Origin of the sequence: Bordetella petrii (assembly GCF_017356245.1) — a bacterium.
GTDB classification, from domain to species: domain Bacteria; phylum Pseudomonadota; class Gammaproteobacteria; order Burkholderiales; family Burkholderiaceae_B; genus Bordetella_A; species Bordetella_A petrii_D.
The window spans coordinates 1,975,872-2,000,394 of record NZ_JAFMZZ010000001.1 but is presented as its reverse complement, the minus strand read 5'-3'; the positions used below and the strand labels follow the sequence as shown (position 1 = coordinate 2,000,394).

The window sequence follows — 24,523 nt, the reverse complement described above, 5'->3', positions numbered from 1 at the left end:
CCGCGCTTCAATCCGGCAAGGCATAGGCCACCAGATAATCCCCCATCTGCGTGCCGAACGAGCCATGTCCGCCGGCCATGATGACCACATACTGCTTGCCATTGACCGCATAGGTCATCGGCGTGGCCTGGCCCCCGGCGGGCAGGCGGCCTTCCCACAGCAGCTCGCCGTTGTCGACGTCGAACGCGCGCAAGTAGTTGTCCTGCGTGGCCGCCACGAACATCAGATTGCCGGCCGTCGAGATGGGGCCGCCCAGGCCCGGCACGCCGATCTTCAGCGGCGGCAGCTGGAATAGCTGCGGCAGGCTGTCGCGAATGGTGCCAATACGCTTCTTCCACACCACCTGGTGGGTCTGCAGGTCCACGCCGGCGACATACCCCCACGCGGGCGCCTTGCACGGCAGGCCCAGCGGCGAAAGAAAAGGATTCAGCTCCACGCCATAAGGCACGCCGTACATCGGCTGCACGCCGCTTTCCGTGCCCGCGCCTTTTTCGCGAACCGGGCGGTTCGCGTCTTCGGGGATAAGCTTGGAAACAAAGGGCAGGCCGATCGGGTTCATCAGCGCCACCTGGCGGTCCTGGTTTACCGACATGCCGCCCCATTCGAACACGCCCAGGTTGCCGGGGAACACCAGCGTACCGTTCTCGGAAGGCGGGGTGTAGATGCCGTCGTAATTCAGGCGCTTGAATATGATGCGGCACATCAGCTGGTCCAGCATCGTGGCGCCCCACATATCCTTGTCGGTCAGCTTTTCCTGCGGCGCCAGATTCAGCGCCGAGAACGGCTGCGTGGGCGAATAATGCTCGCCCTGGGTCTGCGGCCCGCGCGCCACGCTTTGCGGCACCGCCCGTTCTTCTACAGGCACGATGGGCTGGCCGTTGCGGCGGTCAAGCACGAATACATTGCCGGTCTTGGTCAGCACATAGATCGCCGGCACGGTCTGGCCGTCCGCCAGCTTGACGTCCATCAGCGAGGGCTGCGCCGGCACGTCCATGTCCCACAGGTCGTGGTGCGTGGTCTGGAAATGCCAGATCAGGCGGCCGGTGCTGGCGTCCAGCGCCAGGATGGCATTGGCGTAACGCTCTTTCAGCGGGCCGCGGTCGCCCCCCCAGATGTCGGGCGTGCCCACGCCGGTGGGGACGTAGACGACATCGGTCTGCGCGTCGTAGGCAAGCGGCGCCCAGGCATTGGGTGAATTGTGCACAAACGGCGTGGATTCGCCCGGCATGGCGTTCGGGTTTTGTGCGCCGGTGTCGAACACCCATTTCAGCGCTCCGGTGTACACGTCGTAGCCGCGAATCACGCCAGAAGGTTCTTTGTTGGAGAAGTTGTCCGTCACCGAGCCGCCGATGACGATGGTGGTCGCGGTGACCACCGGCGGCGAGGTCGGGTTGTAGCCACCGGGGTAGGCATGCGGCATGCTTTTCTGCAGGTCGATTTCGCCGTCGTCGCCGAAATCGGTGCATTTCTGGCCGTTGTCGGCGTTCACCGCGATCAGGCGGCCATCGTTGGCGGGCAGCAGCAACTTGCGCGGGCACTCAGGCGGCGCGTTGCTGCCGGCCTTGGCCAGGCTGGCCGGAAACCGCTCGGTATTGCCGGCGTCGTGGTAAGACACCCCGCGGCAGGTCAGGTGCTGGAAGGTCTTGTCCGCCTTCAGCTTCGGGTCGTAGCGCCACAGGCGTTTGCCGGTGGCGGCGTCCAGCGCGTCAAGAAACTGGTGCGGCGTGCACAGGAACAGCTTGTCGCCGATCTTGATGGGCGTGACCTCGTTGGTGGTCTCGCCGGAATCGTTGTCGGTACGAAAATCTCCCGTGCGATAGGTCCAGGCCACCTGCAGAGTGTTCACGTTCTGGTCGTTGATCTGCGCCAGCGGCGAATAGCGCACCCCGCCCTCGGTGCGCCCGTAAGACGGCCAGTCTTCGGCGGCCACGCCCGGCACGGGTTGCGCCTGGGCAGGCTGTGCGCGGGCGAGCGTGCCGTTGATTTCCTGCGGATCGTTGAATATGCCGTAGCCCAGCACCGCCAGCATGGCCAGCATGGCGGCGCCGATGGCGATCTTGGTGGGGCGCGGCGCGGCAAAGCCGCGTGTGGCCGGCGGCAGCAATAGCCACAGGCCAAGCAGGAAAAGCAGGCCATAGCGCGGCGCCAGCGCCCAGAAATCGGCGCCGGCTTCCCATATCCCCCACACCAGCGTGGCGGCCAGCACCAGCGCGTACAGCCACAGCCCCGTCTCGCTGCGCCGCCACAGAAACCCCAGGCTGGCCAGCAGCACGACGCCCAGCACCACGTAATACCAAGAGCCCCCCAGCGCCGCCAGCCAGATGCCGCCTATCAGGGAATAGAGGGCAACGAGCAGCAAAATCACCCAGCCGATAATCTGGGGCGTACTCCTGTATGGGCCGTTGCTATGCATGGCAGTGATCCTTTACGAGAGCTCATCAACAAGTATGAATGCGCAGCCGCACAAATGGGTGCTGGCGCATCGGCCAGGCGTCTTCCCTGTCCACTTTAAACGGTTCTTCGCGGAACGGGGAGTCGGTCGCGGGCGACCGCGTGGGGCAGGGTGCTTACATGGCAGCCTGAAGATAGAAGTCGTTGTACAGACGGTTTGCGCAGCCAGTGAAGTCAGCAAATGGCAGGCCCGGGCCCGGGCCCGGCAGGCAACCGAAGCCGTGGCCGAGTCCGCCGGGTATTCACCGACAAGATGGCAATGCCGCCGGCGGCCGGATGAAGAGGCATAACGCGGCGCGAGCGAAGCTGGAGCAGGCTGGCAATCAGAACGCCACGCTTGCCGACAGGGTAACCGTGCGCGGCGAACCCAGCGCGAAGGCGCCCCACTGCGATACGCCGGACCAGTATTCCTGGTTGAAGGCGTTGCGCAGGTTGAGCTGGAAAGTCACTTCCTTGCCCTGGATGGCCGTAGCATACCGGGCCCCGACGTCGACGCGCGTCCAGGCGGGCAGATACGCGCTGTTTTGCTGGTTTACGTACTGCTTGGCGGAGTGAAGCACGCCGGAAGTGAGCGTCAGGCCAGGCACCCAGGGCAGATCCCACTCGGCCCCCAGCGTGGCATGCCAGCGCGGCACGCCGATGGGCTGGTTGCCCCGCAGAGCGGGATCGGCCGTCTGGGTGAGTTCGGCGTCCAGCCAGGTGATGCCCCCCAGCAGGCGCACGCCCCTCGCGGGCTCGCCCTGCAGGCTCAGTTCCACGCCGCGGTTGCGTTGTTTGCCATTGACGCCGAACACGCCGTTGTCGAGATAGCCGCTGGGCTTGGTGATCTGGAACAGGCTGAGCGTGGCCAGTACGGTATCGAAATCCGCCTTGAACCCCAGTTCATACTGCCTGGACTTGTAGGGCGCCATCATCTCGCCGGCATTGCTGGCCGTCTGGGGCGCGACATCGCCCCGTGACAGCCCTTCTATATAGCTGCCGTACACCATGGTGGAAGCGGTTGGCCGGAAAATCACCCCCACCGCCGGCGTCCAGGCATGGTCGCGGTACTGGCTGGTAAGCGCGCCGCTGACGCGGTCCCAGTTGTCCGAGTCGATCTGCTGATACCGCGCGCCGGCAATTACTTGTACGCGCTCTTCCAGTATCGATAGCGTGTCCGACAGCGCCAGGCTATTCAGCCGCGAGCGCGCCACGCGCGGCAGGCTGTCGGGCTTGGGCACATCCTGGGCCGGATAGCGCACGGGGTCGTACAGGTTCGACGCCAGCGGAGTGCCATCGGTGCTGTTCTGGTAGTTGGTGACTTCCAGCACCGTGGCCTGCAGGGTGGCGTCATGCCGCAATGGCCCGGTATCAAAGCCCAGCCGGGCGCCGGCCGATGCCGTGTCGCGCTTCACCTTGAAAATGCCGTAGCGCGGCGTGCTGGTGAAATCCCCCGCATCGTCCACAAAGACCATCTGCTGGTCAAACAGACGGTCTACCCTGGAATAGCCGCGTCCCGCGTTGCCGAACAGCGTCAGCCGGTCATTGACCTGATACTGCACATCCAGCAAGGCCGACCGGTCTTCCAGCTTGGACCATCCCCAGGTCTGGGCCGGGTTGGTGCTGCCATCCGGCGCGTCTGGCACGCTCACGCCGCTGGCCACGGAATAGACGCGCGACGGCGCATTCCAGTCTTCGTCCTGCAGCACCAAGTCCAGGCTGGCGGAAAGTTTTTCGCCGCGATAGTCGAGTCCCAGCGCGCCGACGGAAATCTTGCGGTGCTGATGGTCCACTTCCGTATCGCCCTGCTCATGGCTGCCGTTGATTCGCACGCCCCATTGCTGCTGTTCGCCGAAGCGGCGGCCGATATCCACCTGCGCCCCGCCCACCGAGCGCTGCCCGTAATTGGCGGTCAGGCGGGTAATCGGCTGGTCTTGCGCGCGCTTGGGCACCACGTTGATGACCCCGCCCACGCCGCCGTCGGGCGACATGCCATACAACAGGCCGGTCGCGCCCTTCAGGACTTCGACGCGTTCAATGTAGGGCGTGAACGCCCGGTAGTTGGGCGCGACGCCATACACGCCATTGAAAGCGACTTCGCCGACGTTGCCTTCTGCGATGGGAAAGCCGCGTATGGAGTAAGAATCGACCATGCCGCCAGTCTGGCTGACCGCCACCGACGGGTCATACGCCAGCGCATCCGCTATCGTGATGGCGTTCTGGTGGCGTAGAAAACTCTCGGTGTAGCTGGTCAGGCTGAACGGCAGTTCCATGATGTCCTGGTTGCCCAGCATGCCGGCGCGGCCGCCGCGCGCGGTCTGGCCACCGGCGTAGGCTACTGGCAACGCGTTCGACAGGTTGCCGCTGCCGACCACGGTGATGGCGGGCAGGGCAGCCACGCCTGCCTGCGGCGCCTGCTTGCGCAGTGTGAATTCGCCGTTGCTTTCCTTGATGGCTTCCAGGCCGGTGCCTGCCAGCAGGCGTTCCAGCGCCTGCTGCGCGGTATAGCTGCCTGCCAGCCCTGGGCTGCGCAGTCCCGCCGTCATGGCCGCGTTGACTGAGATAATCGCGCCCGACTGGCGTCCGAAGCTGCCCAAGGCCTGGTCCAGCGGGCCTTGCGGAATACTGAAGCGATGGCGCGTCTCGGACGCGGCGGTCTCCTGGGCCCGCACAAACGACACGGGCACCGTCAGCGCCAAGCCCGTCGCCGCCCAAAGCAGCGCGCGCGCCAGCGTTGCCGGTCCGCGGCACGGCGCTGGTGCGCGGCGCTTGTGCACGGAAGGCCGGGGCGGGCGGGGGGGAGTGGGAAGAGCAGCCATATGCAGTTTCCTATGCCGATGCTTGTCATGGTTGAATCGAAGCACCCTGGATCCGCGTGGATCGTTCTTCGTGCTTTCCCTGTAGGCCGCACGAAATCGGAAAAACTGCCGGGGAATTTGTAAAAAAAACTGGAATCCGCAAATCTACAGCGCTGCGGCGCGCCAGGCTCAGCGCGCGCCGACTCGCGCCCAGTAGCGGGTAAAGCGGCTTACCTTCACGGGCAGCCGCCGCGCCAGCGAGTCGAGAATGCGGTCCGTGGCGTCTGCGCCGCGTAAAGGCCAGGCGCCGGTGATGCGCAGGCTGGCCACCTCCGGCCCCCAGCCCAGCACACCGGGGCGATAGCGGCCCAATTCTGTCAGGAAGTCATCCAGCCGCATGCCCGCCGAGGTGAAGACGCCTTCTGTCCAGGCCTGGCTGCCTTCGTCTAGCGACGTGGGGGCAGTGATGGCCTGCCGGGTAAAGCGCAGCTGTTCTCCGGCCCGCACCAGGACAGGCGCGGCGGCCTCGTCCAGCAGCCGCGCTTCGACGGCGCCTTCGGTCACCGCCACGCGGGTCCAGGATCCGCTTTCGCCAGTTGCCTCGTGCCGCACAGAGAACCGCGTGCCCACCGGTGTCAGCGTGCCTTCCGCCGTGGTTACCATCATAGGCCGGCCCGCGCGGTCGCGGCCGCTGGCCAGCATGATCTCGCCAGCGCGCAGGACGATACGGCGTTCCCGCGCAGTGAAGCGCACGTCGATGGCGCTCGCGGTGTTCAACATTATCTGCGTGCCGTCTTCAAGCACCACCCTGCGCTGTTCGCCCGTGGCGGTGCGCACATCGGCCAATGCGCCCGTCAGCGAAGCGCGCCAAGGAAGCTGGTCCTGGGCCAGATACAGGGTGGCGCTTCCCACGCCCAGCCACATGAAGGTCTTGAGCGCACGGCGGCGGCCGCCTGCCATCGCCGCGCGTTCCAGGGCGGTGCGCGCAACGGCCGGTGGCAGGCGCGTGGCGCCGTCGCGCAGCCGGCCTTCCATGACCTGAAGTTGCTGCCAGGCGCGGGCATGCTCGTCATGCGACGCAAGCCAGCGGCTGAAGGTCTCCTGTTCCCGGGCAGTCTGCATGCCCGATGCCAGCCGCACATACCAGGCGATGGCCTGTTGCGCGACTTGGTCCGGTATCGGCCCGAGGCGCCCGGCAACCGGCGAGTCCGAATTTCCGACGCCGTCTGCCTCTACCCGAGGCGGTAGCGGATATACCATGGCTTTCTCCGCTAGCTGTTTGCCGCGAGTATCCGGAAGCAATGCCCGACGGCACGCGTCATGGCCTTTTGCACCACGTTCACGCTGACTTTCAGTTGTGCGGATATCTGCGGATACGTCAGCCCTTCAATCTGCGACAGCAGGAAAATCTCGCGGCTGCGCGCGGGCAGGCCTTCCAGCATGCAGGCGATCTGTTCGAGCGTTTCCAGGATCAACGCCCGCTCTTCCGGTGATGGGCTGGCCGCGTCCGGCTGGGCGGCCAGGGTTTCGAGCCAGGCGCGTTCCAGCTCGCGGCGGCGCCAGTGGCTGATCACTAGGCCATTGGCAATGGTGGCCAGATACGCGCGCGGCTCCCATATCTGTTCGCGCAGGCCACGGCCCAATATGCGCAAGAAAGTATCGTGCGCCAGGTCAGCCGCATCGGACGAGTTGCCCAGGCGGCGGCGCAGCCATGCCTGCAACCAGCCGTGGTGGTCGCAATAGAGGCTTTCGATATTGGCAGACGCTGCCTGCTCGGACATGGATCGGACTTCCGGCAGCCGCCGCGGCGCCGGGATTGTAATGAGAACCAATATCAATTATTGATTGAATTGGGTCGTTTTGGCAACTTGCACATAAGAGGCGTCGGGGGAAGCCAGCCATAGCACCGCCTGCGCGACTTCGTCGGCGGTGCCGGATCGCCCCTTCGGCGTACCCTTGTTGCATGCGCGGCGCCGGGACTTTCTCTTTATTTGGCCCGATGGCTGCGCACACCGGCCACGATTTTCAGGCTCTTGCGGGTACTGAACTCACGGTACGCATCGGTGTCGACGCCGTAGGCGGCGACTTTCGCGCCGGCGTCGTGGTGGATGCCCCAGCCGTATTGCTTGACCAGTGGCGAGGTGCGCAGGCAAGCCTGGGGTTTGGCGAAGAATATGTCGCGCGCCTGAGCGCGATCTTCCGGGGCAATCCCGTTGCGAATGGCGTAAACCTCGAACAGCAGATCGTCGCTGGTGAAGTGGTAAGGCCGTTCGGACAAGAGCTGGTGCTGGATCTGTGCGATGGAGCCGGCCTTCTTCGGTGCCTGGCCCGTGGTGGCCGTGCTGTCAGGAGAGGCGGTGATGAAGGTGTCAACGAAATTCGTCGTCATCTGATTTCATGCTCCGTTAAGCGTTCTTCGGCCAGAAAGCATGGCCGGCCGGGCTGTGCCGGCCATGGCCGATCATATCTTGCTTTACGCGTACTGGGCCAACCCATGGCCTATAGACCAATTTTCCGGAGCAACCTCGACAATGTTCACGAACACGTCTTCGGCGCGCACGCCGGGGCTTTCGCCGAGCCGCTGTGCGATGCACTGGTACAACGCTTTCTTCTGTTCCACGCTGCGAGTGGCGTTTGCGGTGATTTGAATGAACACCAGGTCGTCACTGCGCGCCACGTTCAGGTATGACGCGCCGTAGCGAAAGTCGGCAGCCTCGTGTCCAGAGACGGTCATGAACTGGTCGTCCTCCGGTACGTTGAACGTTTCGCGCATCGCTTCATAAACGCCGTCGCAAATTGCCTGCCGATAGGCGGGAGGCTTTCCGGCGCGCAGGGAAATATGGACAAATGGCATAACGATTCCTGTCGTGTGAATGTCGATAGAACCTTATGGTCTATCATTCATTTCAACAAGATATCAATGAAGATAACAGGGATAACCGTTTGAAATGGATGATCGCCCTCTCGACATCGATGCCGTCCGGGCCTTTGTGCGCATCGCTGAATTCGGCAGCTTCACGCACGCGGCCGATAGCATGCGCACCACGCAGTCCGCTGTCAGCCTGAAGCTCAAGCGGCTGGAAAAGCGGCTAGGCGCGCGGCTCATCGAGCGCACCCCCCGGCACGTCCAGCTTTCTGCACATGGCGTGGTCTTCCTGGAACAGGCACGAGGCTTACTGGAAGTGCACGATCGCGCACTGAGCTTGTGCGGCGGGGAAAGGCAGCGTCTGGCGCTGGGCATCAGTGATCACGTGGCGGGGCCGGAACTGCCTGCGTTGATCGCTCGCATGAACGCGCAAGATCCTCAATTGCTGATCGAAATCCGCATTGCCTCGTCGGGGGATCTGTTGCAGCGCTTTGATCGGCGCGAGCTGGATGCCGCCATCGTGCGCCTGGATACGGGCCGGAACGATGGAGAATTACTGACAGACGAACCTTTCTGCTGGTTCGCCGCACCGGGCTGGCAGCACCGCACGGACGAGCCGCTGCCATTGGCCACGATGGCCGAGCCTTGCGGCGTGCGTGCGATGGCTGAACAGGCGCTGGACTCGGCAGGCGTGCCGTGGACAGAGGTATTCGTCGGCGGCGGTGTAGCGGCTGTCGCTGCCGCGGTCATGGCAGGCCTGGGCGTGGCCGCGCTGGCGCCGCGCATGCTGCCGTTCGGCGCAGAAGATGTAGGCCGCAGGCTCAGGCTTCCCGAGCTGCCACGTTTGCCGGTACTGCTGCATACCCGAACCCGCGCGGGCCGGTCACGCGATGCGCTGGATGCTCTGGCGGCAGCATTCAGGAGCGTGGTGCGAGAATAGTATTGCGCCTGAGCCAGGCATGAAAAATCCCCGCCGTGGCGGGGACTTCAGGATTCTGGTGGCTGGAGCTGTTCCCCAAAATCGTCGGAAAGCTCGTATTCACGCCATGCGCGGAATTCCACACCATCGCAAGACCAAATCGGCAGTGCGGCAAGCAGCTCGGGTCTACCGTCGGCGCCTGATGGCCGTTTAGTTGGCTTTTCCATATCTTTCTTGCTGCATTCGCCTGTTACGTTATAAAATGAGAATGCTTATCATTAGTTATCGGTCCGCATACGTGCTAGACCAGCATTAAGGAGGGCGTCGTGTCGGCGGCCGATCGTGCAACGCAGCAGGTTCACACCCTGTACACCAATCATCATGGTTGGCTGTACGGCTGGCTGCGCCGCAAGCTCGGCAACGCCTGCGACGCGGCGGACCTGGCGCACGACACTTTCGTGCGGGTCATGGTTTCCCGCCGGCTGCCGGCGCAACTGGGCGAAGAGCCCCGGGCGTTGCTCACTCACATCGCCAAGGGCCTGGTCATTGACCACTGGCGCCGGCAGGATGTGGAACGCGCCTACCTCGAAGCGGTGGCCTATTTGCCGGAACCGGAAGTGCCGTCCCCGGAGACGCGCCTGCTCATCATTGAGGCGTTGATGCGCATCGACGCCATGTTGACCAGTCTGCCAGCGCGCACGCGCGAAGTGTTCCTGCTGGCTCAGCTCGACGGACTGACGCTACACCAGATCGCCGAGCGCACGCGCATTCCGGTGATCACCGTGCGTCGGCATATCCACAAGGCGCTGATGGCCTGCATGGCCGTCGCCTGACACGGTCGGGGCATTCCGCGATGCCATCCGCTATCGACACCGACTTGCTCAGGGAGGCCGCCGACTGGGCCGTGACCCTCCACTACGACACGCCAACCGACGCCGAGCGCCAGGCGTTCGACCGTTGGCGCCGGCTGAGTCCAGCGCACGAGGCCGCCTGGACTCGCGCGCAAGCCGTTTTTCGTACATTCGAGCAGATGCCCGCCAACATCGGCAAGGATGCGCTCAAGAGGTTGGAGCACTGCCACGGCCGGCGGCGGGCCCTACGCATGCTTGGCTTGGTGCTGCTGGCTGCGCCGGCCGGCTGGCTGGCTTGGCGCCACACACCTTGGCAGGAATGGACAGCCGACCTGCGCGCCGCCACCGGCGAGCAGAAGAGCGTCACCCTGGCCGATGGCACGCGGCTGGTGCTCAACACCGCGACGGCCGTGGATGTGGCTTTCACCGCCACCGAACGGCGCCTCGCCCTGGTCGCCGGCGAAATCTTCATTACCACCGAGCAAGACCCGTCGCCCACGCCGCGCCCTTTCATCGTGCGCACCGTCCAGGGCAGCCTGCGGCCACTTGGCACCCGCTTCAACGTGCGCCGTCTCGACGGCAGTACCCGCGTCACCGTGTTCGAGGGCGCGGTCGAAGTGCGCCCGGCCGCCTCAACCCAGGCAACCATTGTGCATGCTGGCGAACAGATGGCGTTCACGGCCGGCGCGCTGCAAGCCGTGCAGCCGGCCGACGATAACGCCATCCTGTGGAAACGCGGCATGCTCCTAGCCAAGGATATGCGCCTTGGCGACGTGATCGCCGAACTGGCCCGCTACCGTCCCGGCGTGCTGCGCTGTGACCCGGCAGTGGCCGATATGCTCACATCCGGCGCTCTCTCGCTGACCGACACCGATGCTGCTCTGGCCCTGTTGTCCAGCACGCTGCCGTTGCGCATCGAGCACCGCACGCGTTACTGGGTCACGGTCATGCCCCGTCTCTGATCCGCTGATCGTCGGCGCCGCCTGCGTGTTGACGTGCGACAGCCTGGCAAAAAAACATGTCGAGAGGTGATCACTTTTTCCGCCTCGTCCGGTGTGTCTGGTGAAAGCGCGTCTTTTGGCGCGCCAGAACGAACACCAAAACATCGACGAAAGGTACTGACATGGTCTTCAGGCGTCCTCGTTCGCGGCGACTGGCCAGCGGGGTGGGTCTCGCTGCATTTTCCACTATCCGTTTACGCGACGACGCTCTACCGGCGTTCAAGGCCAAGGAGTTTGTATTTGCCATCGGCTGCGCCTTGGCTGGTGCAGCCGCGCTCGCGCCCAGCCCTGCGCTGGCCGCCGAGTCCGCTACCGGCTCGGCCAGCCGGGAATACGCCCTCTCCGCTGGGCGGCTGAGCGACGTGCTGGCGGAGTTCGCCGCGGCATCGGGCGTGCAGCTGATATTCGATCCGAAAATCCTGACCGGCCTGCGCAGCAGTGGTTTGCAGGGCCGTTACGGCGTACGCGAAGGCTTCGCGCGCCTGCTCGCAGGCAGTGGCTACGAGTTGGTGGACATGGGCGCCCGCCGTTATTCACTGCGCCAGATGACGGCGGACGACAGCGGCGCCATCAATCTGGCGCCCGTGACCGTGACAGGTACGGCAATCAATCCGAATTCGACGATGACGCCAATGCCGGCTTATGCAGGCGGCCAGGTCGCACGCGGCGGTCAGGTCGGGATGCTTGGCAACAAGGATGTAATGGATACGCCGTTTAGTCTGGTCAGCTACACCAACAAGACCATCCAGAACCAACAGGCGCGGACAGTTGAGGAAGTATTGAACAACGATCCCTCTGTTGTCGCGAGCAGTTCGAGTGGCACCCCCCATGATTACCAAGTGATCCGGGGATTTGGGGGTTACGGGATTGACGGCACCCGCACCTTGAACGGCGTGGCCGGTATGGCACCTCTGTATTTCCCATCGGCCGACTACATTGAACGCGTGGAGATTCTCAAAGGCCCAAGCGCGCTTCTGAACGGTATGACGCTTGCGTCCGCAGCGGTCACCGGCGCTCTTGGCGGCTCGGTCAATCTAGTGACGAAGCGTGCAACGGATGAGCCGATCACGGCGGTGACCGCGCGCTATGTGTCCAAATCCCAAATTGGTACACACCTTGACGTCGGCCGTCGTTTCGGGGCAAGCAACGAGTTCGGCATTCGATTCAACGGATCTATCGACGGCGGTCATACGCCAATCGACACGCAACACTCGAGACTCGGTAGCGCGGCGCTCAACCTGGACTACGCCGGCGACCGTGTCCGCCTGTCAGCGGACTTTGCGCATCAATCCCAGAAGCTGGATCCGAATGGGGTATACATCCAGGCTCGATCTGTCGCCGACTCGCTTTCATCCTTTCCCCGCGCACCAAGCTCGACAGTAAGCCTCGTTCCTCGCGGCTCGGAATATAAAACCAAATCCACCCTGGGCTTGATACGAGGCGAAGTCGACATATTTGACAACGTCACAGCCTATGCCGCCATAGGAAAGCAGCGTTCCGACGTCGACTTGGATGGCTACGAAAAGGCCAAGCTGCTCGATAGCACCGGCCGATACAGTATTGCGCGAGAAATCCAACACTATTCGCGGGACATCCTGTCTATGCAGGGCGGCATTCGGGCTACAGCGAATACCGGCCCAGTTAACCACGCTTTGAGCCTGAACCTGTCTCGGTCAGAACTTACGTTCAAGCGCGCGGAGTCTGAAGGAACCGCTTCAATAATAGATTCCATGTACGACCCTGTATTTCCGCCCGCGTCCTACGCTGCTGATCCCGGCGATCCCGAGAAGAGTTCCGAGACGACGGCGTCCAGCATTGGCGTTGCAGATACCTTGTCCATATTGGATGAGCGTATCCAATTCATGGCCGGCGTTCGCTATCAGGACGTGGGTATCAAGAACTTCGATGCTAAGACGGGACGGCTATCCTCGAAGTATGACTCCGATGCCTGGACTCCCGCGTTCGGGCTGGTTGTTAAGCCCTGGGAAAACGTCTCGCTCTATGCCAACTATATCGAGGATCTGAGACCAGGAACCATTGTTGGCACGACATACGCGAATGCCGGAGAGGTATTCCCGCCTTATACCACCAAGCAGTACGAGGCCGGTGTCAAGGCTGACTGGGGACAGGTGATGACGACGTTGGCGGTATTCCAGATCGCCAAGCCCAGTTCAATTGCGGTAGACGATCCCGCGGGCGGGGACCCGACATTGACGCAGAACGGCGAAGAGCGCACTCGCGGTATTGAGCTGAACGCCTATGGCGAACTCATGCGCGGCGTTCGGTTGATGGGCGGGGTTACCCTGCTCGACCCTCGCCTGACCAAGACCGAAGGCGGCACTCTGGACGGCAAGAGGAACGATACCGCTCCGAAAGTCCGCGCAGTGATTGGAGCGGAATGGGACACGCCCTTCGTGCAAGGGCTGACGCTCACGGGTCGGCTGACCCATACTGGCAATGCGGTTGTCTCGACCTCATCCGGCGTCACTATTCCTTCGTGGACCACAGTGGACCTTGGCGCACGCTATGCCTTCCGTTCTCCGTGGAACAGCAAGCCTATTACTGTCCGTTTCAATGTCGATAATGTCTTCGACAAAGACTACTGGGCTGGTACTTATGCATCGGGCTTCGTGTACCGAGGTCAGCCGAGAACCTATCGCCTTTCAGCGACATTTGCTTTCTGAGCCATGATCAAAGTTCTTGCGCTGACGCTGACCATTCTCGGTTGTGCGTGCCTTTACCTCGCCAGCCCGAATCAAAAATGGCGTTCGCGGCCTTTCCCGCGAACGCCGCTTTGGGGCGCCAGTAGCCTGCTGCTGGCAGGCGGCCTTGCCGCATGGATCGCGGCATTGCGGCCCTTGTCCGGCTTCTTCGTTACCCTGCATGTCGCGATGGTATGCCTGTTCGCCTTTCCCTACATCGCTGCGCTTCGCGCAACACGGCGGAGGAGCTGACATGGCGGGCAAGATTCGCACTGACTGGTGGGGAAAGGCCAGCGCCGGGGCCATCCTCGGCCTGGGCCTGGCGCTCTCGCTGGTCGGCCTTTACGCCTATCTGGGGCCGGGGGGCATAGATGCGCCGGGTGGGCGCTACTCGCTGATGCGCTATCTGGAAGCGTTGGTCTGGATCGTGGTGTTCGGCTTCTGTTTTCTGTTCCGCAGCGGCCGCGCGGCCTGGGCGTGGCTGGGCGCGGCGAACCTGATTGCCTTCGCGGCGCTGTTTGGCTGCCGCTTCTATTTCTTTGCATGAGAGCAGCATGATCCGCGCCGACATCATCAAAGTCTACAAGACCGCCCACACCTGGACTGGTATCACCTGTGGTTTCGCGCTGTTCATCGCCTTCTATGCGGGCGCGCTCACCATGTTTCAGGAGCCCATAGCACGCTGGGCGTCGCCGCCTGCCGTAGGTGTGGCAGCGGTTCCTTTGGACGATGCGCCCCGCCTTCTCGAATTGGTTGCCGCCGCGCATCCCGAAGCGCGCGAGCACGGCATCATGCTGCATCTGCGGGGAAACGAGAACGAGCCTGCGCGGGTGACGTGGGAACAAGATGCGCCGCATCAAGAAGGCCAGCCGCATGGGCACGTTCATTGGTGGGCGACCCTCAGGCCTGACGGCACGCTGCTGGCCAGGGAGGAGGAACCGTCCGAATTGGCGGAGTTTATCAACCACATCCACATGCGCGTCGGGATTCCCGAACCGTGGGGATCCTATTTGATGGGGGTGGTCTCGCTGCTCTACGGTGTGGCGCTGATCGCCGGCGTGATCGTGCTGCTGCCGTCGCTCGTCAAGGATTTTTTCGCGCTGCGTATCGGCAAGAACCTCAAGCGCATGTGGCTGGATGCCCACAATGTCGTCGGAATTACCGCACTGCCATTTCATATTGCAATGGCGATAACTGCGACCGCGTTGAGCTTGAGCGGCTCGCTCTGGTCTGCGCAAGAGAGCGTAATCTTCGGCGGCAAGCAAGAAATCCTGAACGAACTCGATAATGAGCCATTCAGGCCGCCAATGCCGATCGGCGAGGCCGGCGCAATGATGACTCCCGCACAATTGATTCAGCAACTCAAAGTGCAGGCGCCCGATTTCGAGCCCCGCGTCATGATCTTCAAGAATTTTGGAGACAAGGCCGCGTCGGTGAGAGTCCCTGGAGCCGAGCGTGGCTATGTCGGCGATTACCATCTTGGGGGCGTCATGCTCAGCGCCGTAACCGGCGAATTGCTCAAAGACCGCACACGTCCATCGCGCCAGGATCCGGATCGTCGAGCGTCAGAGACGCTCTATGGCCTGCACGCCGGGCAGTATGAAGGGGCGACGATTACGTGGGCATACTTCTTCCTGGGCCTCTCCGGCGCATGGCTGTTTTATAGCGGCAATCTGCTTTGGATCGAGACACGCCGCAAGAAGGCTCGCAAGGGCGGCGAAGCCGGGCAGTCGCGCTCGACGCGCCTGTTGGGTAGTGCGACGGTAGGCGTTTGCCTCGGCTGCGTGGCTGGCCTTTCGCTTACCATCGTTGCCGCCAAGTGGCTGCATGGCCGTGTCGCGGATCTCAATCATTGGCATGAATACATCTATTACGTTGCGTTCCTCTCCTCGGTCGCCTGGGCGTTCGCCCGGGGCGCGGCGCGCTCGGCCGTGCATCTGCTGTGGTTGTGCGCCGCCGCGACGATGGCGATCCCGTTGACCACATTGGCCGCGCTGCTGTTCCCGGCGCTGGGCATGTGGGCGCACGACAGCGGCGCGACCATCGGCGTCGATGCCGTCGCCTTCTTTGGCGCGCTCTGCTTCGCATGGATGGCGGTCGCCACCACCCGCCGGATCAGGAACGGCCTCGCCGATAGCATCTGGTCCATCCGAAAGGCTGACACGACGGCGCCGCTGCGCGAGCCCGCGGCGGTCTCGGCGGAATGACCATGCCTGGCCCGGGACTGCCGTTTCAGTCCTAAGCGAATGGTGTCGCCCCTTGCTCTGGTTAGCGTGGGCAGTGAGAGCCATGTGCGCGCCTTGCAGGCACTTGCTACCCGGATTATGGCCCCATGCCGAGCTTAATGGGCTTGCCATCTCGTAGCGGTACACCCAAGCTTTACCTGTGCTGTGTATGCGCAGGAACAGGTTGTCGCCATCGTTGAGGAAATACTCTTTCTCGCCTAATTCCCTGATGCAAAAAAGAAAATGCCCAGCTCGGAAGCTGGGCATCGAATTCGTGGTGGCCTGGGGCGGAATCGAAAACTGGCCGGAGAGCTAGTATTTAAGCCAATGTCCGCCGTTACAAAAAAGTCGGGGTACGGGCTAGGGTACGAGTGCAAAAAAGCTACGGAAGCGGGCTGTGGTTCGATCCCATTACCGGGGCTGACAGCAGATTAGAGAGTGCTCCGTCGCACTGAAGCTGATCCAAAGATCATCCCGCTCGTTGTTATGAAGTCACCCGCGAGCGCCTCGCGCATAGGCTGTGGTGGTGTCAAGGTGAAGGTGCTGTGTGCTGCCGTGCCGAGGCTGAGGGCCATACTACCGAAGAACAGCCGAGCATGTCGCACGCGGTCGTGCGCTAACGCGCTGGTAGTCTGCCAGGTTGCCACGTCGGGGCGTTGCAGCAGGCGGCGAACACGCTGCGCTCGTATTCGCCGAGGTCAGATGACCATAGGCGGTGAATCGGCGACAATACGACATTTAGCTCTTGTGAAACAACATCGTTGTTTCTTGGGAAATGACCCACTAAAGCGGCGGGGTTTGGTGCTCTCCAAGCCTATTTTACTGTATAAATATACAGTAATCATGTGGCTGCGGCTAAGGCAATCATGGGAAAAGATACACGCATCGAATGGACACACCACACGTTTAACCCGTGGTGGGGTTGCGTGCGTGTGTCAGATGCGTGTGATCATTGTTATGCGGAAACCTGGGCCAAGCGGTTGGGCGAAAACGTCTGGGGACCAAAAACCGATCGCCGGTTCTTTAGCGACGCTCATTGGAAGGAGCCGCTGAAATGGAACCGTGAGGCGGAGGCGCAAGGCGTTCGCCGGCGTGTGTTTTGCGCTTCGATGGCGGATGTTTTTGAGAACAGGAAAGATCTCATCCCACACCGTGTCCGATTGCTGGAACTGATTGCTGCGACGCCCCAATTGGATTGGCTCTTGCTGACCAAGCGTATCCATCTGGTTCGCAAACAACTCCCCAAAGGGTACGAATTCCCTGCCAATGTGTGGCTTGGCGCGACGGTGGAAAATCAGGATGCCGTCGAAAAGCGGTTGAAGTATCTTTTAGAGTTCACGACGCCCTCCGTGCGCTTCTTGTCGTGTGAACCGTTGCTCGGCCCCGTTGATCTGCGTAAGTACCTCCGTCGAGGTGAGAACGGAATGCGCGTGGATTGGGTGATCGCCGGAGGCGAGTCCGGGCCTGGCGCCCGTCCCATGGACCCTGCGTGGCCAGACGACTTGCGTAAACAATGCAGCACGGCCAAGGTTGCCTTTCATTTTAAGCAATGGGGGCATTGGGCGCCGCTTGACCAGGCCGCCGACGCAATCAATAAAAGCACTCCCATCCATGTCGTAAAACGGGATGGAACAGAAGTAAAATTAGCCGCGGTAGGTAAGGGTAAAGCTGGCCGATCTCTCGCCGGCAAGCTTTGGGATCAGTTTCCGATATAGGCCCTCACAATCACGGGCCTGGTTTGTAAGGGCTCGTGCGTGGCGAAATCCCATTACGATTGGTCAGTCGGACCAGCAGAAATCGAAGAACATAGCCTGACCAAGCACGAGGTACTGGTGGGGTATTTGCGCCGCTATTTTGAGCGACGCACACTCAACGGTCGAGGGCAAGAACGCCTGCGTTTGACACTGGTTGATGGATTTTGTGGTGGTGGGTTGTACACCGTCCGATCTACAGGGCAGGAAGCACTCGGTTCGCCATTGCGAATGCTGGACTGTGTGCGTGAGGCACAGGAAGCAATCAACCAGGATCGGCTCAAGCCCCTCGAACTGGAGGTCCAATACATCTTCGTTGATGAGGACAGTCAAGCCATTGCGCATTTGCGCAAGGTACTTGACGAGCGCGGCTACGGCGGGGAAATCGACAAATCGATCCACATCATGTGTTCCGATTTTGTCAAAGCAGCCCCTTCCGTGATGCAGCTTATTCGTGGACACATGCCGAGGACGCCACGAGCCTTGTTCTTTCTGGACCAGTATGGCTATACCGATGTCCCAGGGAGTCTGATCCGAAATATCCTCAAGGAACTGGACAAGAGCGAAATCGTCCTGACGTTTCATGTCTCTGCGTTTGGGACGTATGCGAACGATGTTTTGGTGGAGAAGATCTCCGATACGCTCGACATCGACCTGCGTTCCGCATTGGGCAATAGGTCTATCGAGGAAATAAAGAACAACGAGGCGGATTGGCGCCGGTTTATCCAGGCCGCGTTATATAAAGGTCTGGTGACGGACTGTTCTGCTCAGTTCTTCACGCCTTTCTTTATCCGTGGCGTGGGAAGTGGTCACGGTGAATACTGGCTGGTTCATCTGTCTCAGCATCCGCGGGCGCAAGATGTTATGAAGCAGGTCCATTGGGTGCACCAAAACCACTTTGTCCACTACGGCGGTGCCGGATTGGACATGCTTGCGCCCCAAACGATGGGCTTCAACCAAGCATTCACTGGCGGATTTCGGTTTGATGATGTGGCGCGCCATCAGTCCGATACCGCGCTGATTGACCAACTTGGTCAGGTTATCTATCGCCACGGGCAGCCCCTGCAAATCGGTGAGTTGTTCGCGACTACCTGCAACACCACGCCCGCGACGGCGCATATGTATAACAAGGCTCTTGAGCATCTAGTCGGCGAGAAGGGCATCATCGTTGTATCTGCCGATGGAAAGCGGCGCCGACACGCGCGCTATATGCGAGATACCGATGTTATTGAACGCAATCCCCAGTTCCAAATAGTCTTTTCTGCTCGCTCATAGACATAGCGTTTGTACTTGTTCAGGATGACGATCCATATCCCAACGGTGACGCTTTAAGGGTGGCAGGGCTCAACATCGGAAAAAGACATGCAGCTCAATAATGAACTTGACAAGGCAGACAACGAGCACAACTTTGGCGGAGCTTGGACCATCATCAAGCTGGAAGCATTGGGAAAATATCTCGGTGCATTCAATAGGGCTCTGTCGAAACAAACTTTCACTCGCACCTACATTGATGCTTTTGCGGGCACAGGCCGTTGTGATGTGAAAGTAGATGGTGAACGACACAGCATCGAAGGCTCGGCTCTTAGGGCACTAAGTACGTCACCCTCCTTTAACAAATTTGTCTTCATTGAACGTGGTGCCGTAAAAATCGCTGCCCTCAATGCTCTAAAAAATAAACACCCTGAAAAATCCATCGAAATTATCCAGGGCGACGCGAATGTGGCATTGAAGTCCTTGTGCACAGCCTACCAGTGGAAAGATTCGCGAGCAGTCTTGTTCTTAGACCCCTACGGCATGGATGTTGAATGGGCCACTCTGGAGGTCATCGCTAAGACCGAAGCGATTGATGTTTGGTACCTATTCCCATACGCCGGTCTGTATCGACAAGCTGCAAAAAACTCTGATGCCCTGGATGATTCCAAGGTGGCCGCATTGAATCGAATCTTGGGAACAGACGAGTGGCGTAAATCTTTTTACGAACCCAAACGACAATCCGATTTGTTTGGCGACGGTAGTGAGGGAGACGAACGGCATGTCGAGCACCCGCAAATGCTGGAATACGTATCTACGCGCTTGAAGGGATTGTTTCCTGCAGTGACGGACCCCAAGGTGCTTTACCAAGATGGCGATTCCAAAACTCCCAGCGGTTCGCCGCTATTCGCACTTTACTTCGCGGCATCCAATAAAAGCCCCAAGGCGTATGGCCTGGCTACGAAAATAGCCAAGGACATCCTAAATTCGCTATAAGGCTATGCCGATATGGAAGGCATGAAGCGTGTGTTGGTCGTCCGTAGCGTCCACCAAGAAATCGGCAAAGCCACTGCCAGAGAGTTGTACTGGCTTCTTAACCGTCTCCGACCGAACGTACTTTTTCTTGAGTGCTCCCAGGCTGATTTTCCTGCATTTCTGGATGGTTCTTATGGCACGCTCGAATCAGCGGTCGTCATGCATTATCGCAGGCATAATGAAGTGATATTGGTTCCGGTAGATTTGCACCTTCCGGACGCTAAGCTTCTTAAGCTGGGGGTCGACGAGATGCTCGATAGAATCGAGGTGGAGAGCCTGCGGTACTGTCAGTTGGATTCGACGAACTGCCAATACACCGCAGAGGGGGGATTCGCGTACCTAAACAGCCCACTCAACGCCCAACTAGAGTCCGAAATACAAAGAGAGATGCGAGCTTCGGTCGAGGCCGTTGGAGACTCCAAGCTTACTGAGCTACACGCACTTTGGACGCGCACAAATGATTTGCGCGAACTGGAAATGATCAGTCGAGTCGAGGCATTTGCGAATCATACGTCCTTTAAGAAGGGAGTCTTGCTTGTGGGCGCGGCACACCAGCCATCGCTCCTTGAAAAGTCGCAGTTGCTCCATAGTGACGATACCAACGTAGTAGTCTGGGACTTTGACTGGCGCCTTGAGGAAGCTATTTCAGATGGCGACGTGGGGCCGAATGGTGATTCCCTTGATCGAGGTGCACGCTAAGTTGCGGCTCAACGGCGCTCGCTGTTTGATGACTGCAAGCAGGAAATGAATCAGGGTAGTCAGATCCAGACGGCAGTACCGTCTCTCCGCACTTTATCCTTACAAATTACGGGCAAGAATGCGACTTAGTGGCTGATTGATGTTTGCGAAAGCCTCAATAACTCCGTCCATTACGAAGTCAATTGCACGTCCATGCCCTTGCTGAAGGCTTGCAGTGTCAAAGCCGAGGTCTTGAAGACGTGGCAATGCATTTGCGAAAGCTTCGTGAGCGTCGGCAATACGCAAATCATGGGCCACAAACAAGGCAGCCAGCCTGTCATTAGGCTCGCGCCACCCCTCTGGTTCATCTGCACTGGAGAATGCACTTACATTTTCATCGTGAGCATCCAGTCGTTCCACAATATTGAGAAGGGCCTGGAGCAATTTCATGCTTCTTAACTTACCGATCTCTGCCTTTGGACAGCCAGCGGCTTCGAGGATACGCTTCAAGAATCCATCCGGGATTTTTTGCCAAACTTCGTGAAGACTCTTGCACCGAGCGAGGAAGTCCTGCTCCGACATTGATAGAGGAGCAACCTGAGCTAGACGGCTCAACTGTGGGTAGTGAAGCCAGCCGTTATTTCTGACATCATCGGCTGAAAATCCGATAAGTTCTTCAGCAGATCTTTCCTGTCCAATAACATTTCCAAGTCGGGAAAGTTTGTCGCCTAACGCCAGAAGCTCATTCAGAAGCCGTTGAGTCTTAGACGCGATGTGCTCCTCGTTTTGGTCAAACTGAGTTGCCACGGCAGGATCTAGTGCAAACGCATGTGCATGGAGTATTTCTTGTTCCGGCTTGGGCTTATACAGCTCCCTTAGCGAAACGCGAACCAAGTTTCGTCCGATGCGTTTGCAGTCAGTAAAGCTCCATTGCCCCCGATATGATGGGCTGCAAAGCCATTGGCCGTGGGAAAACACTGGGGTTGTGTCGTAGAAGCCACTTTTTTCATATCGATCCAGGAATCGGTCGTCCAAATGTATGACGTGGTGGCCTCTTATATCTGCATTGGCGCTGGCGTGGGTAACAGGTCCTTCGACGCCTGGCCAAGTGATGTTATCGGCTGACCGCTCTGGACACAGCTCACATGAAACCGCGTCAACGGATGCCCATACCTGTAGGAGAAGAAATCCATCGTCCTCACGGAGGTCGAGCTTGTACCAGTTCAAATCTGATTCGATTTCGATGTGCTCATCCCCGTTCATGAGTTGTCGAAGCTCAGGGGCGTCCGGGAGTCTTGCCTGATAAAAGAAAGTTCGCACGCCCCTCGCGCCTCGCAGCCAAAGATATTTTCGCAAGTGGGCGTTAGACATTCGCCAAGTGACATTTCGGGAAGAGTTGAAATAGTATTCGCTTGCGACCTCACCTTCGGCGATAGCGAACTCTGGAATCCCCAAGTCATCGTAGACAATGCGTTGCTGTTCGTTGCCTAAGCATCTGGGCGAGAGTCCAAGAGCCATCCACACTTTCTCAGCAAGGTTGTATGTGTAGTAGGAACCATTCCCCCACGAGGCAACAATGTAGTCGTAGCCCGACACGCTGGGCGAAAACGGTTCGGATGAACCTTTGTCGCCTAACACTGGTACTGAAAACGAGACAACACCATCCCCAGTTTCGTCAAAGATAGGCACGGGGCTTTCGACGGTTTCGGGGACCACCGCCATGAGCATATGCACGTATTCAGCGTTAGGACCATCATCGTCAAACTCAAGATTACTGGTAACTTCAACCCGTTCGAGAGGATCGAGTCCTACCGGACTAAGTAGAGCGTGAAGACGCGCCGGTAAAGCAACTCCCTGGAGTGGGAACAGAGCGAGGTGGTCAATGATGGGCATGAGTTTCTCAGTCTGATCTAACGTGATCGTTCTTTCGATGATGGTAACCGGACGCTATTTCTTCGCAACGGAATGCCGCACCAATCCATCAACGAGCGGGTGCGGTTAGCCGTGGCGAATCACTTCCACCACAGCACAGTAACCATTGAACCATCTGCTGCTGGAAAGCTGGCGGCCTTGCTGATCCCCCATCGTGCCACGACGTGCTCGCCGTCAAAAGGGCTGCGCGCCGCTGGCGCTTGCGGCCTGACGGCCGTCTACGACCCTGTGACGGCTTGCGCTGTGCCGCGGCCCTCCGGTTCCGGGCAATTCCGCCCAATGACCGGAGAAGATCATGCACGACAAATCCCACGTCTCGCTCGAACGGCACGTCTGCCTGGTGTGCGGCAGCGCCTTCGATACCGGCGCAATCCTGCTCGACAAGCGCCTGCGACCGAGCATGGAGCACTACACGACCACGGGCTGGGGCTTGTGCCCCGACCATCAGCGGCTGTTCGATGAGGGCTTCGTCGCCCTGGTCGAATGCGATCCGTAGCGCAGCGGTTCACCCTCGGGCAACCTGAAACCCGAGCAGGCGTATCGCACGGGCAAGCTGGCCCATCTGCGGCGCGAGGTGTCCGGCAAGGTGTTCAACGTGCCCATCGCGGACAAGCAACCTTGCGTCTTTGTCGAGCCGGGCGTGCTCGATCACCTACAAGCGATGGTCGCGCCGGCGTCGGACTGACGCGACCGGGCGCCGCCCGCTGGCTGCAGGCGGCGCTTTTTTTTTCCCTCGGCGTCCGGTGATGCGGCGCCGGAAATAATAAAATTATTACTGCTTGGTTTGTGTCTGGGGTGGTGGAGACGCTGGTGCCTTAGTCGCAGCGGATGCACCCCAGACGACATGATGGTCCGCCTACTGATTTGGGAAACATCACATGCTGGATCCTTACAAGGTCTGCTCTGACGACGTACTGCTTGCCTTGACCACTATCCGCAATAAAGACGCGGCGCGTACCCTCTTACTGCAAGCTGGTCAACGGTACAGAGTGGGCGGCATCGCCAGCAAAGATGGAACTCCCCCCACGGCTCGTATTTTCGACGAGACAGGTCAGCGCGTCGCTGATCTGCGGCTGGGTGTCGTTGCGGAAAATCTGTTGAACGTCACCGCTGAGGGGGAGGACGCCGCCCGCGCTGCGTGGCAGAGCCGGACGGCCATTGCCTATGTCGATGAATCTGGCCCGAGCAAAGCTGGCTATGTCCGTAATTTGACCGAGGATCGGGACGAGCAGTTTGGCGTTCTGTGCGCTGTGGTAGTGCCCACTGAATTGAAAGATCAGGTGGAGAGCGCCTTCCGGCCAGCTTTCGAGCGTTTTGTTGCCGGGGCACCGGAAGGCGAGAAATGGCACATCACGGACGCTTTCAAGCCTGGCTATGAAGCCTGGGGCGAAGCCGCAAAATCGGCACGTGAGGAGGCGTGGCGCATCGTCGCTCAATTCAATCTGTGCGTGGTGTATGACGCTCGGCGTGCTGCGCTGTCGCGCAGTCGTCATGAATTGCAGCAGTCCTTTCTCAAGCCTTTGGCTGCTGCCCGTCGCAGCGACGTGGACATTCCCGAGCTTAGGCGTCTTAGTGACGAGACGATGGAGGGCCACCTTTCTGAAGGGCTGCTTCTGAAATTGGATTGTTGGGCAATAGACCACCACCGCGAGCGTGTGGATCTTGCTTTCGATGAAATGGACCAGAAACTGGAACGCACCGTCAACGAGGTCAAGAAGGGTCTGGAAGAACTGGCGCATTCATCCGATGTCGTGAAGGGCTTCAACAAGGCTACCCGCGAGCATGTCAAGGGAAAGATAGAAATTTCCGCTAACGCTCCGCACAGTAACCTACCCTTGTCAATTGAGCGTATTGGATCAATTAGTGTGCTTGGCAAGGCACAACCGCTAGTGTTGTTGGCGGATTTCGTCGCCAACGCACTCGCCCATCACCTCGGGAATCTGTCTGAAAATGCCATGCTGAATGCGCCGGCAAGCATTGCTGGTTGGGTGTTGGAAAAGCATGTCTATGGTGTTCGCGACGACGCTCTAGAAGATTTGTTTTAGGAATAGTCGTACTAGATTTTCATCGCATCTCCCTGTCTA

19 protein-coding genes and 1 pseudogene are annotated in these 24,523 nt (G+C 60.0%); 13 read left to right on the top strand and 7 right to left on the bottom strand.

Going from position 1 to position 24,523, the window contains the following annotated elements:
* Positions 1 to 7: 7 nt before the first annotated feature.
* The 6 genes from J2P76_RS09755 to J2P76_RS09730 form a co-directional block, all read right to left on the bottom strand.
* A complete protein-coding gene (locus tag J2P76_RS09755) occupies positions 8 to 2,413 on the bottom strand; it encodes a glucose/quinate/shikimate family membrane-bound PQQ-dependent dehydrogenase (RefSeq protein ID WP_207406674.1) in 2,406 nt (801 codons plus the stop codon).
* A 361-nt stretch (positions 2,414 to 2,774) separates the two neighbouring features.
* Complete coding sequence (locus tag J2P76_RS09750; protein ID WP_207406672.1) at positions 2,775 to 5,129, bottom strand: TonB-dependent receptor; 2,355 nt, start codon at positions 5,127 to 5,129, stop codon at positions 2,775 to 2,777.
* A gap of 288 nt (positions 5,130 to 5,417) precedes the next feature.
* Positions 5,418 to 6,488 carry a FecR domain-containing protein gene (locus tag J2P76_RS09745; RefSeq protein WP_278253104.1) on the bottom strand — a complete coding sequence of 357 codons (1,071 nt, stop codon included), beginning with the start codon at positions 6,486 to 6,488 and terminating at the stop codon, positions 5,418 to 5,420.
* Between the two features lie 11 nt (positions 6,489 to 6,499).
* Positions 6,500 to 7,009, bottom strand: a complete 510-nt coding sequence (locus tag J2P76_RS09740) for a sigma-70 family RNA polymerase sigma factor (RefSeq protein ID WP_207406670.1) — start codon at positions 7,007 to 7,009, stop codon at positions 6,500 to 6,502.
* 206 nt (positions 7,010 to 7,215) lie between these two features.
* Positions 7,216 to 7,617, bottom strand: a complete 402-nt coding sequence (locus J2P76_RS09735) for a DUF6157 family protein (protein ID WP_207406668.1) — start codon at positions 7,615 to 7,617, stop codon at positions 7,216 to 7,218.
* 84 nt (positions 7,618 to 7,701) lie between these two features.
* Positions 7,702 to 8,082 (bottom strand): tautomerase family protein, encoded by a 381-nt coding sequence (locus tag J2P76_RS09730; RefSeq protein ID WP_207406665.1) that lies wholly within the window; start codon positions 8,080 to 8,082, stop codon positions 7,702 to 7,704.
* A gap of 94 nt (positions 8,083 to 8,176) precedes the next feature.
* Between J2P76_RS09730 and J2P76_RS09725 the strand changes: the two genes are divergently transcribed.
* From J2P76_RS09725 to J2P76_RS09675, 11 genes are all read left to right on the top strand, one after another.
* Positions 8,177 to 9,034, top strand: coding sequence for a LysR family transcriptional regulator (locus J2P76_RS09725; protein ID WP_207406663.1), 858 nt, complete (start codon positions 8,177 to 8,179; stop codon positions 9,032 to 9,034).
* A 305-nt stretch (positions 9,035 to 9,339) separates the two neighbouring features.
* Positions 9,340 to 9,846, top strand: a complete 507-nt coding sequence (locus J2P76_RS09720; RefSeq protein ID WP_207406661.1) for a sigma-70 family RNA polymerase sigma factor — start codon at positions 9,340 to 9,342, stop codon at positions 9,844 to 9,846.
* A 20-nt stretch (positions 9,847 to 9,866) separates the two neighbouring features.
* Positions 9,867 to 10,826 (top strand): FecR domain-containing protein, encoded by a 960-nt coding sequence (locus J2P76_RS09715; protein ID WP_207406659.1) that lies wholly within the window; start codon positions 9,867 to 9,869, stop codon positions 10,824 to 10,826.
* Between the two features lie 161 nt (positions 10,827 to 10,987).
* The gene (locus tag J2P76_RS09710; protein WP_207406652.1) at positions 10,988 to 13,549 is read left to right on the top strand and encodes a TonB-dependent receptor; all 2,562 of its coding nucleotides are present in this window, start codon (positions 10,988 to 10,990) and stop codon (positions 13,547 to 13,549) included.
* A 3-nt stretch (positions 13,550 to 13,552) separates the two neighbouring features.
* Positions 13,553 to 13,819, top strand: coding sequence for a hypothetical protein (locus J2P76_RS09705; protein WP_207406650.1), 267 nt, complete (start codon positions 13,553 to 13,555; stop codon positions 13,817 to 13,819).
* Between the two features lies 1 nt (position 13,820).
* Positions 13,821 to 14,114 (top strand): hypothetical protein, encoded by a 294-nt coding sequence (locus tag J2P76_RS09700; protein ID WP_207406647.1) that lies wholly within the window; start codon positions 13,821 to 13,823, stop codon positions 14,112 to 14,114.
* 7 nt (positions 14,115 to 14,121) lie between these two features.
* A complete protein-coding gene (locus J2P76_RS09695; RefSeq protein ID WP_242697333.1) occupies positions 14,122 to 15,774 on the top strand; it encodes a PepSY-associated TM helix domain-containing protein in 1,653 nt (550 codons plus the stop codon).
* Between the two features lie 884 nt (positions 15,775 to 16,658).
* Positions 16,659 to 17,507, top strand: a complete 849-nt coding sequence (locus J2P76_RS09690) for a DUF5131 family protein (RefSeq protein WP_207406645.1) — start codon at positions 16,659 to 16,661, stop codon at positions 17,505 to 17,507.
* Between the two features lie 39 nt (positions 17,508 to 17,546).
* The gene (locus tag J2P76_RS09685) at positions 17,547 to 18,818 is read left to right on the top strand and encodes a three-Cys-motif partner protein TcmP (protein WP_207406643.1); all 1,272 of its coding nucleotides are present in this window, start codon (positions 17,547 to 17,549) and stop codon (positions 18,816 to 18,818) included.
* 87 nt (positions 18,819 to 18,905) lie between these two features.
* Complete coding sequence (tcmP, locus tag J2P76_RS09680; protein WP_207406634.1) at positions 18,906 to 19,790, top strand: three-Cys-motif partner protein TcmP; 885 nt, start codon at positions 18,906 to 18,908, stop codon at positions 19,788 to 19,790.
* 12 nt (positions 19,791 to 19,802) lie between these two features.
* Positions 19,803 to 20,528, top strand: a complete 726-nt coding sequence (locus tag J2P76_RS09675) for a hypothetical protein (protein WP_207406625.1) — start codon at positions 19,803 to 19,805, stop codon at positions 20,526 to 20,528.
* Positions 20,529 to 20,627: 99 nt separating this feature from the next.
* Here the strand turns inward: J2P76_RS09675 and J2P76_RS09670 are convergent, their stop codons facing one another.
* Complete coding sequence (locus J2P76_RS09670) at positions 20,628 to 22,400, bottom strand: hypothetical protein (RefSeq protein ID WP_207406623.1); 1,773 nt, start codon at positions 22,398 to 22,400, stop codon at positions 20,628 to 20,630.
* Positions 22,401 to 22,734: 334 nt separating this feature from the next.
* Here J2P76_RS09670 and J2P76_RS09665 point away from each other — a divergent pair.
* Positions 22,735 to 23,124 (top strand): annotated as a pseudogene (locus J2P76_RS09665) (ATPase).
* A gap of 193 nt (positions 23,125 to 23,317) precedes the next feature.
* Entirely contained in the window at positions 23,318 to 24,484 is a 1,167-nt protein-coding gene (locus tag J2P76_RS09660; protein WP_207406621.1) for a hypothetical protein, read from the top strand.
* Positions 24,485 to 24,523: the final 39 nt, after the last annotated feature.

What these genes read in the sequence shown, in the direction of transcription:
- J2P76_RS09675 (WP_207406625.1), top strand. Translation starts at nt 19,803, where the DNA reads ATGGAAGGCATGAAGCGTGTGTTGGTCGTCCGTAGCGTCCACCAAGAA.
- tcmP (WP_207406634.1), top strand. Translation starts at nt 18,906, where the DNA reads ATGCAGCTCAATAATGAACTTGACAAGGCAGACAACGAGCACAACTTT.
- J2P76_RS09755 (WP_207406674.1), bottom strand. Translation starts at nt 2,413, where the DNA reads ATGCATAGCAACGGCCCATACAGGAGTACGCCCCAGATTATCGGCTGG.
- J2P76_RS09710 (WP_207406652.1), top strand. Translation starts at nt 10,988, where the DNA reads ATGGTCTTCAGGCGTCCTCGTTCGCGGCGACTGGCCAGCGGGGTGGGT.
- J2P76_RS09660 (WP_207406621.1), top strand. Translation starts at nt 23,318, where the DNA reads ATGCTGGATCCTTACAAGGTCTGCTCTGACGACGTACTGCTTGCCTTG.
- J2P76_RS09695 (WP_242697333.1), top strand. Translation starts at nt 14,122, where the DNA reads ATGATCCGCGCCGACATCATCAAAGTCTACAAGACCGCCCACACCTGG.
- J2P76_RS09730 (WP_207406665.1), bottom strand. Translation starts at nt 8,082, where the DNA reads ATGCCATTTGTCCATATTTCCCTGCGCGCCGGAAAGCCTCCCGCCTAT.
- J2P76_RS09690 (WP_207406645.1), top strand. Translation starts at nt 16,659, where the DNA reads ATGGGAAAAGATACACGCATCGAATGGACACACCACACGTTTAACCCG.
- J2P76_RS09745 (WP_278253104.1), bottom strand. Translation starts at nt 6,488, where the DNA reads ATGGTATATCCGCTACCGCCTCGGGTAGAGGCAGACGGCGTCGGAAAT.
- J2P76_RS09740 (WP_207406670.1), bottom strand. Translation starts at nt 7,009, where the DNA reads ATGTCCGAGCAGGCAGCGTCTGCCAATATCGAAAGCCTCTATTGCGAC.
- J2P76_RS09705 (WP_207406650.1), top strand. Translation starts at nt 13,553, where the DNA reads ATGATCAAAGTTCTTGCGCTGACGCTGACCATTCTCGGTTGTGCGTGC.
- J2P76_RS09725 (WP_207406663.1), top strand. Translation starts at nt 8,177, where the DNA reads ATGGATGATCGCCCTCTCGACATCGATGCCGTCCGGGCCTTTGTGCGC.
- J2P76_RS09715 (WP_207406659.1), top strand. Translation starts at nt 9,867, where the DNA reads ATGCCATCCGCTATCGACACCGACTTGCTCAGGGAGGCCGCCGACTGG.
- J2P76_RS09700 (WP_207406647.1), top strand. Translation starts at nt 13,821, where the DNA reads ATGGCGGGCAAGATTCGCACTGACTGGTGGGGAAAGGCCAGCGCCGGG.
- J2P76_RS09670 (WP_207406623.1), bottom strand. Translation starts at nt 22,400, where the DNA reads ATGCCCATCATTGACCACCTCGCTCTGTTCCCACTCCAGGGAGTTGCT.
- J2P76_RS09735 (WP_207406668.1), bottom strand. Translation starts at nt 7,617, where the DNA reads ATGACGACGAATTTCGTTGACACCTTCATCACCGCCTCTCCTGACAGC.